A 7,711-nucleotide genomic window follows, 5' to 3' on the forward strand; every position below is an offset into this window, starting at 1 on the left:
AGTGTTTTTTTGTGGTGTGGGGGGTTTGGTTTTTTTTTAAAGCGCAGGGTTTGGGCGGTGTTACGCGCGCCCCCCCCCCGGCCGCCCCCGCCCCCCCCCGGGGGGGCGCCCCAGGCCATCCATGCCGAGCTCAGCCCATCGACTTCGCTCCATCCAGCGATTCCCGAATGATGTCGGCGTGGCCGGAGTGCTGCGCGGTCTCGGTCATGATGTGCAGGAAGACCCGGCGGGCACTCCAGCGTTCGCCGGGCTCGAACCAGGGCGCCTTCGGCAGCGGCTGAGTCACATTCAGGTCGGGGAGCGTGCGCACCAGCTCGTCGGTCCGGGCCGCGACCTGCTCGTACTCGGCGAGCACGCCGGCCAGGGTCTCACCCGGCAGCATCCGGAAGATGTCGCCCCACGCGGCGATCTCCTCCTCGCTCATCGACTCGAAATCGGGGCCTTCGTCGGGCCCGTCGACGATGAACTTCGCCCAGTTCGCTTCCACCGCCGCCACATGCTTGATCAGTCCGCCCAGGCACAGCGCGCTGGCGGTGGTCCGCATCCCAGCCTGCTCGTCGGTCAGATCGCGGGTCGTGTGCCGCAGGAAGTACCGGTGCTTGGCGAGCATCTCCAGCAGATCGGTGCGCTCGGCGTCGAGGAGAGTAGGCGTGGTCATGAGCGGATTCCCTTCGTTGTCGGTGTGAAATCCAAGGTAGAACCCATTGCGGCCAGTTTCTGTCCGCAATTGCGGACATAATCGAAAACATGGCCGACACGAGCGCACGCACCCTCCGTCTGCTGTCGCTGCTGCAGACGCACCGCTACTGGCCGGGCACCGAACTGTCCGAGCGCCTCGGCGTTTCGGCCCGCACCCTGCGCCGCGACATCGACCGCCTGCGCGAACTCGGCTACCCCGTGGAGGCCCGCCCCGGCGTCGACGGCGGCTACCAGCTCGCCGCGGGCGCCGCCCTCCCACCCCTGGTCCTAGACGACGACGAAGCCGTCGCCATCACCGTCTGCCTGCAGGCCGGTTCCCAAGGCGCGGGCGACGGCCTGGCCGAACCGTCCATCCGCGCCCTGGCCAAACTCGTCACCGTCCTGCCCACCCGCCTACGCCGCCGCGTCGACGCCCTCCGCGCGATGACCGTCTCCACCGGCTGGAACGCCGTCCCTCTCTCCGACGTCGACCCCGCCGTCCTCACCGACCTGGCCATGACCTGCCGCGGCGAAGAACGCCTCACCTTCACCTACACCGCCGCCGACAGCCGCGCCAGCACCCGCGAAGTAGAACCGCACCGCCTGGTCTCCCTCGGCCGCCGCTGGTACCTGGTCGCCTACGACCTCACCCGCCACGACTGGCGCACCTTCCGCGTAGACCGCCTCACCGACTCCCACACCACCGGAATCCGCTTCCGCCCCCGCGAACTGCCCGCCCCCGACGCCGCAACCTTCGTCCGCGACGGAATAGGCTCCCGCCGAACGGGTTACACCGTCACCGCAGAAATCGAAGCCCCCGCGCTGGATGTCCACTCCCGCGTCGGCCGGTGGTGCATCATCACCGCCCTACCCGACGACCGCTCCCACATCGAGATGACTGTCGACAACTTCGACTGGCCGATCCTGTTGCTGGGCAAGGTAGAAGCGGAGTTCCAGATCCTGGGGCCACCGGAACTTGTTGCGCGACTGGCAGAGTGGGGAGCACGCTTCAGCGCCGCGACATCCCGCGTCTAGCGAGACCCTGCTCGTCATTCCGACATAACGTCGACGGCCTAGCCGATCCGATCGAGGCTGGCGTAGCGCTCGTCCACCGCGACCCGCGCTGTGACGACTCCTCTCAGATCCGTGCCGCGCAGGGATGGTATTCGGGTGAACTGGGCTCGGTGGATCCGGGCGACACCGTCGTGAACGTCACCAGCGCCGCGTACAGACCGACCGCCACGAGCACGATGCCCGCGAAGAGGATCGCCGCCGCCTTCCACCTGGATGCGGTGCGCGCCAATAAAACGATCAGAGCGACCAGCAGCACCGCGGTGCCGATGAGCAGCGCGGCCCCCAGAGAGTTCAGGAGCACTGCTGCACCGGGGACATCGATCGACTCTGCGCATCGAGTAGCGAGCAGCTCGCGCTTCCGGTCGTTCAGAAGTTCGTCCGCGGCGACCAGCGCGACGACCCCACCGCACAAAGCCACTGCCGCGGCACCTGCAATGACCAACGGTCCACGTTTCACTACCAGGTCTCCTTGGGCCGGATGGTGCGCACATTCCGCCGTTGTCCAGCAAGACATCTGGTCCTCCTCGCGTAGTCCCGGTCGGCCCACTCCGACCAGATCCACCGGGCTGCCGCACATCGCCAACCGCGCATCGTGAACACCGCGAGTGGTCCCGCCGCCTGTACTCAGTTACCCCCGCCGCAGCCGAATACACGACTGCCCTGGTAGATGGCGAAAACATGAGAACACTCCGCGGCGGTGTCGCTGAATCCGGCGCCGTCGGCGACAGCTGGTCGCCCTGTACTGGCGAGCCGAGTCATCACCGATTGCGTAGCGCCGCGTCGGCACATTCGCCATCATTGTGGAGTGAATCCCGTTGTGCAGCAAGTACTCACGATGACCGGCGTCCTGCTCGGCGGCGGTACGACTTTCGTTCTGACAACGTGGACGGAGCGGTCTCGGTGGCGGCGCGCGGAGCAGAGCAAGTGGGACGACCGTAGGCTGGTCGCGTACAACGAGTTCGCCCACGCACTCAAGCAGTACGCCTTGATCTCGATGCGATTGTCGGCCGCCCGCGGTTTCCCGAACGCCGGCCAGCCGATCGACCTCGAGGAGGGTCTGCGTGCACTGGTGGAAGCCGACTCGGAGAAGTCGCTGAAGTGGGAGATCGTCCTGCTGCTCGGCTCGCCCGAGGCGGTCGCGGCGGCCCGGCGCTGGAACAAGGCCTCGTGGGAACTCGGCTACGTGGCCATGGGTGCTGACATGGCCCACGACGAGTACGTTCGCAAGTACGAGGAGATGGGCCGCCTGCGCAACGAGTTCTACGAATGCGCCAGGGGCGATCTCGGAGTACGCAGCGGTGAGCTGCCACCTGGCAACAAGGCGTGGCTGCCGCCGGGTGGGCACGTGGGCGACGGCGCATCCGATGGCTCCCGACAACAGCCATCGGAACTTCCTGCGTGATCCGGCGCAACATCTACTCCGGGCTATCCGTGCCGATACCGTTGCATCCGCCGACGCCGGAAGAACAACTGATCGACTGCGACCGGGTCCACCAACGCCGTGATCTCGGCCAACCGACTGTCGTAGTGATGCTCGGTAATGCACCGGTGGAGGTGAGCCCGCCGCTCGGGCCCGAGCCCCGACCACACCGCGCCGAACCGAGCCTGCGCGTCAGGCCCCGCGACGGCAACCAGGTCGAGCAATGCAGGCCAGCAATGGGTTTCCGTTGCCCGTGCGGGTAGCTCGGCCACCGCGGAATCCGACAACGCGGCCAACGCGTAACCGACCACGCTCCGCACAGGCTCATCCATGCGCGACATCAACGTGAACAATCCACGCCAACTCCCCGCGTCGCTGCGGCTGTCCAGCGGCGCGACCAGCCCGACGCCCACCCCCGGATCGTCGAACACAGGATTGCCGACCAGCGTCCACAGCGCGACAGGCGTGAGCTGCCCAGCCAGCGTGAGAAGTTCAGGTACAGCCCCCATCCCGATCGCATTCCTGACCAGGTTGGCCACCTCGACAGGCCGCGCATTGCCGAACAGCACATCGCCCACCCGGCAGATCACATCCGGCGCACACCGCGAAAACACCGACAGCGCAGCATGTTGCAACGCAGGGCGGCCTGACATCACCGCATGCACCATCCGAGGAATCCGCCGATGCGGACCATCGAGCAGCTGCCGGATCACGGAGCTGAGTATGTCGACGTCATAGGAGTAGGCCGCTGAGTGGATCAGCCCCGCATCGTCAGGGACACCCGCCTCCACAGCTGCGATCAACTCCGGTGTGGCGCAGGACAAGAAGGGCCCAGCAGTCACATAATCACACCGCCGCAGCAGCTCGTTCACAATCTCGACGATCGGCCCAGGCGGCGCCACATCCGACAGCTGCTCGATGGCCCGCGGATCCAGATACGGCGCACAGTCCGCCGCATACCTCGGATCGAGCATCGTCAAAGTCTCAGCAGCCTTGACCGGATGCTCCACCCCGACAGACCCGGCTGCCCGCCCGGTAGTCATCGGCGGAACCAGCCTCTGCACCAACGGAATCGAGATCGACAACGGAATGAACGGCACCAACGCGCTGATCCGCCGAAACGTCTCGGTGTGCTGATCGAACAACACCCCCGAAATCTGCTGCTGCAACTCGTGCAGCCGATCGGCCCCCAGATACCGCAGATGCTGCAACCGCTGAGGATGAACATGCAGCGTGCGAGCCAGTAGAATCAGCTGCGCCCGCGTAGTCAAATCAGTCATCTGCCGCCGAACATGATCTTCTTCGTCACCGCACGCAACGGCCGAGGCAACGCCCCGATCATCGAGTCGATCGACTTGTCCAGCGCCGCCGCCTCGAACGTCACCGCCGCCCGCATCAACTCGAACAGATCCCTGGCTTCATCGGCGGGCAAACTCTGTAACGCAGGCAGCGTCGCAGGCACGCCACCTTCACGGTCACTTCGGACAGTCATGTGGCTCCTGAACAACGCGTGGATCTCAACCTCCGAGAATGCCGCCTCCCCCCGCCCCCGACCACAACTTCGCGAATATCTGTGCACAGCAACGAAAACAACGACACAGATACATGTGAACCGACGTTCCACCGATGATGTTCAATGGCCCATGCCTATTGACATCACCCAAGCCGCCAACCCCACCCCCCAATGGCTGGCCACCCAAGTCGGCGCCTCCGCCCTCTGGCGCCCCTCCGAACTACCCCACCGCCTGGAACACCCCGCCTCCCGCACCTTCCTCCTTTGGTCGACATCCCTCCCCTGCGACTGGTTCGACCTGACTGGGCCCCGATCAAGGGACGTGGGAAGCCGACCCGGACAGCAACGTGGCCGTCGCTACGACGCCACCTCGCGTTCGTACTCGTCAACGGTCCGACCACGACGAGACCGCCGCGGGATCTGATTGCGGGGTCCGCTCATCTGTCGACAGAACGTGAATACTGACCCCCGCGTGGCATCTGAAAACTGACCCCCTTGGTCGGTCACCCTGGCTCTCACCGAGTCAGGGAGGACGAAGGGATGCTAGCCGTGGAAGATTGGGCTGAGATTCGTCGTTTGCACCGGTCAGAGGGTGTTCCGATCAAAGCGATCGCCCGGCTGATGGGTGTTTCCCGCAACACCGTGCGCGCCGCGGTGGCCTCTGACAGGCCACCGAAGTATGAGCGGCCGCCCAAAGGCTCGATCGTGGACGCGGTCGAGCCGCAGATCCGTGAGCTGCTGAAGGAGTATCCGACGATGCCGGCGACGGTGATCGCCGAACGGATCGGCTGGACCCGCTCGGTTCGGGTGCTCTCGGGCCGGGTCGCGGACTTGCGGCCGGCGTATCTGCCGCCGGACCCGGTGTCGCGGACGACGTATGTCGCCGGTGAGGTCGCCCAGTGTGATTTCTGGTTCCCGCCGATCGAGCTGCCGGTCGGGTTCGGTCAGGTCCGTGGCCCGAAACAGTTGCCGGTCCTGACCATGGTGTCAGGCTATTCCCGCTGGCTGATGGCGATGCTGATCCCGTCGCGGCATGCAGAAGATCTGTTCGCCGGCTGGTGGACCCACATTCACCGGTTAGGTTCGGTGCCAAGGGTTTTGGTTTGGGATGGTGAAGGAGCGATCGGCCGGTGGCGTGCCGGTCGCAGCGAGCTGACCGCCGAGTGCCAAGCGTTCCGGGGAACGTTAGGTGCAAAGGTGGTCGTCTGCAAGCCCGCCGATCCGGAAGCCAAGGGCATGATCGAGCGAGCCCACGACTATCTGGAACGCTCCTTCCTTCCTGGCCGAATCTTCTCCAGCCCAACCGATTTCAATGCCCAGCTCGGTGACTGGCTGGAGTTGGTGAATGCCCGGCCGCGGCGCGCGCTGGGCTGCGCCCCGACTGATCGGATCACCGCCGACCGCCAAGCGATGCTGGCGTTGCCGCCGGTCGATCCGGAGATCGGGTGGCGGCGATCGGCGCGGCTGCCGCGTGATCATTACATTCGTTTGGATTCCAATGACTATTCGGTGCATCCGTCGGTGATCGGGCGCCGGATCGAGATCGTCGCCGACCTGGACCGGGTCCGCGTGTTCTGCGAGGGCCGGATCGTCGCCGATCACGAGCGGATCTGGGCCTGGCATCAAACCCTGTCCGACCCGAACCATGTCGAGGCGGCGAAAGTGTTGCGGCGGGGCCGGATCGGTGTGTTGCGTCCGGCCCCGGAGCCTGAGGTCGAGCAGCGGTGCCTGACCGATTACGACGCTGCGTTGGGCATCGATATCGAAGGCGGGGTGGCCTGATGCCCGGTCGAACCCGAACCTCCGCGAAAACAGCCGCCACGACAAGGGATTTCGCCGCTGAATTGAACTTCCTGACCCGGGCGTTGAAGGCGCCGTCGCTGCGCGAAGCCGCGCAGCGGCTGCCCGAACGCGCTCGCGCCGAGAACTGGACCCATGAAGAGTTCCTGGTTGCCTGCCTGCAACGAGAGGTGTCCGCGCGCGAGTCCCATGGCGGTGAAGGCCGCATCCGCTGCGCCCGGTTTCCTTACCGGAAGTCTTTGGAGGAGTTCGACTTCAGTCATGCCCGTGGGTTGAAACGAGACGTGATCGCTCACCTGGGGACCCTCGATTTCGTCACCGCGAAAGAGAACGTGGTGTTCCTGGGGCCGCCCGGAACCGGCAAAACACATCTGGCGATCGGGTTGGCGATCCGGGCGTGTCAGGCCGGGCATCGGGTTGCGTTCGCCACCGCCGCCGAATGGGTTGCCCGGCTGGCCGAGGCCCACCACGCGGGTCGGTTGCAGGCTGAGTTGGTCAAGCTCGGCCGTTACCCGCTTCTGGTGGTGGACGAGGTCGGCTATATCCCGTTCGAGAACGAGGCCGCCAACCTGTTCTTCCAGCTCGTCTCGTCCCGCTATGAACGCGCCTCGCTGCTGGTGACCAGCAACAAGGTCTTCGGCCGGTGGGGAGAGGTCTTCGGCGACGAGGTCGTTGCCGCGGCCATGATCGACCGCCTCGTCCACCACGCCGAGGTCATCGCCCTCAAAGGTGACAGCTACCGGCTCAAGGACCGCGACCTCGGCCGCGTCCCTGCCGCCGGCACAACTGAAGACTGAACCATTAACCCGACCGACCGGAGGGGTCAGAATTTCGGTGCCGGGAAGTGTTCAGTATTGGCGTTCCGTTGACATCAATCTCGATCTGCAGGAATTCGACCTGCCGCTGTGGCGGGCCCGTGGTCGCACCGCGCTGGTCTCTACCGCAGCTGATCGTGGACGTACTTCCCGAGCACTGGTGTGTACGGTCTGCGTATGGCTGAAGTGTCTCAATCACGCCGGATCACCAATCTGACCGTCGGCCACCTGGCATGGGGCATGAGTGGCGGTGGACTCTTACTGCTAGCGTTGTCCAGCTTCAACCCCGACAAATGGGCGCCGTTGTCAGCGTTCGTGAGTCAGCTCGGTGGACTGTTGGTGGCGACTGGGCTTGTGACCCTGGCTTGGGAGCAGTGGGGTCGGCGGAACTTCACGACCGAGATCATGGAG

General features: G+C 65.4%; 9 protein-coding genes. 5 read left to right on the plus strand and 4 right to left on the minus strand.

What is annotated here, in order from left to right; translation table 11 throughout:
• Positions 1 to 130 precede the first annotated feature (130 nt).
• On the minus strand, positions 131 to 658 hold the full coding sequence (locus ACFWPJ_RS10450; protein ID WP_378849483.1) for a DinB family protein: 528 nt from the start codon (positions 656 to 658) through the stop codon (positions 131 to 133).
• An 89-nt stretch (positions 659 to 747) separates the two neighbouring features.
• Between ACFWPJ_RS10450 and ACFWPJ_RS10455 the strand changes: the two genes are divergently transcribed.
• Positions 748 to 1,713, plus strand: coding sequence for a helix-turn-helix transcriptional regulator (locus ACFWPJ_RS10455; protein WP_378849485.1), 966 nt, complete (start codon positions 748 to 750; stop codon positions 1,711 to 1,713).
• A gap of 103 nt (positions 1,714 to 1,816) precedes the next feature.
• On the opposite strand, the gene ACFWPJ_RS10460 is transcribed toward ACFWPJ_RS10455, so the two are convergent.
• Positions 1,817 to 2,335, minus strand: coding sequence for a hypothetical protein (locus tag ACFWPJ_RS10460; RefSeq protein WP_378849487.1), 519 nt, complete (start codon positions 2,333 to 2,335; stop codon positions 1,817 to 1,819).
• 222 nt (positions 2,336 to 2,557) lie between these two features.
• On the opposite strand from ACFWPJ_RS10460, the gene ACFWPJ_RS10465 reads away from it, so the two are divergent.
• A complete protein-coding gene (locus ACFWPJ_RS10465; protein ID WP_378849489.1) occupies positions 2,558 to 3,154 on the plus strand; it encodes a hypothetical protein in 597 nt (198 codons plus the stop codon).
• A 23-nt stretch (positions 3,155 to 3,177) separates the two neighbouring features.
• On the opposite strand, the gene ACFWPJ_RS10470 is transcribed toward ACFWPJ_RS10465, so the two are convergent.
• A complete protein-coding gene (locus ACFWPJ_RS10470; protein WP_378849491.1) occupies positions 3,178 to 4,452 on the minus strand; it encodes a hypothetical protein in 1,275 nt (424 codons plus the stop codon).
• Positions 4,449 to 4,634, minus strand: coding sequence for a hypothetical protein (locus ACFWPJ_RS10475; RefSeq protein WP_378849493.1), 186 nt, complete (start codon positions 4,632 to 4,634; stop codon positions 4,449 to 4,451). The genes ACFWPJ_RS10470 and ACFWPJ_RS10475 overlap by 4 nt, the downstream gene beginning before the upstream one ends.
• Positions 4,635 to 5,225: 591 nt before the next feature.
• Here ACFWPJ_RS10475 and istA point away from each other — a divergent pair.
• From istA to ACFWPJ_RS10490, 3 genes are all read left to right on the plus strand, one after another.
• Positions 5,226 to 6,467, plus strand: a complete 1,242-nt coding sequence (gene istA / locus ACFWPJ_RS10480; protein ID WP_378849494.1) for an IS21 family transposase — start codon at positions 5,226 to 5,228, stop codon at positions 6,465 to 6,467.
• On the plus strand, positions 6,467 to 7,282 hold the full coding sequence (gene istB, locus ACFWPJ_RS10485) for an IS21-like element helper ATPase IstB (protein WP_378849496.1): 816 nt from the start codon (positions 6,467 to 6,469) through the stop codon (positions 7,280 to 7,282). The genes istA and istB overlap by 1 nt, the downstream gene beginning before the upstream one ends.
• 195 nt (positions 7,283 to 7,477) lie before the next feature.
• Positions 7,478 to 7,711 (plus strand): hypothetical protein (locus ACFWPJ_RS10490; RefSeq protein WP_378849497.1); only part of this gene is annotated, 234 nt, incomplete at its 3' end.

It is taken from the genome of Nocardia sp. NPDC058497, assembly GCF_042720195.1.
GTDB lineage: Bacteria > Actinomycetota > Actinomycetes > Mycobacteriales > Mycobacteriaceae > Nocardia.

Excerpts from the sequence above, each read along its gene's own strand:
- ACFWPJ_RS10450 (WP_378849483.1), bottom strand. The coding sequence starts at position 658 with ATGACCACGCCTACTCTCCTCGACGCCGAGCGCACCGATCTGCTGGAG.
- ACFWPJ_RS10455 (WP_378849485.1), top strand. The coding sequence starts at position 748 with ATGGCCGACACGAGCGCACGCACCCTCCGTCTGCTGTCGCTGCTGCAG.
- ACFWPJ_RS10470 (WP_378849491.1), bottom strand. The coding sequence starts at position 4,452 with ATGACTGATTTGACTACGCGGGCGCAGCTGATTCTACTGGCTCGCACG.
- istA (WP_378849494.1), top strand. The coding sequence starts at position 5,226 with ATGCTAGCCGTGGAAGATTGGGCTGAGATTCGTCGTTTGCACCGGTCA.
- istB (WP_378849496.1), top strand. The coding sequence starts at position 6,467 with ATGCCCGGTCGAACCCGAACCTCCGCGAAAACAGCCGCCACGACAAGG.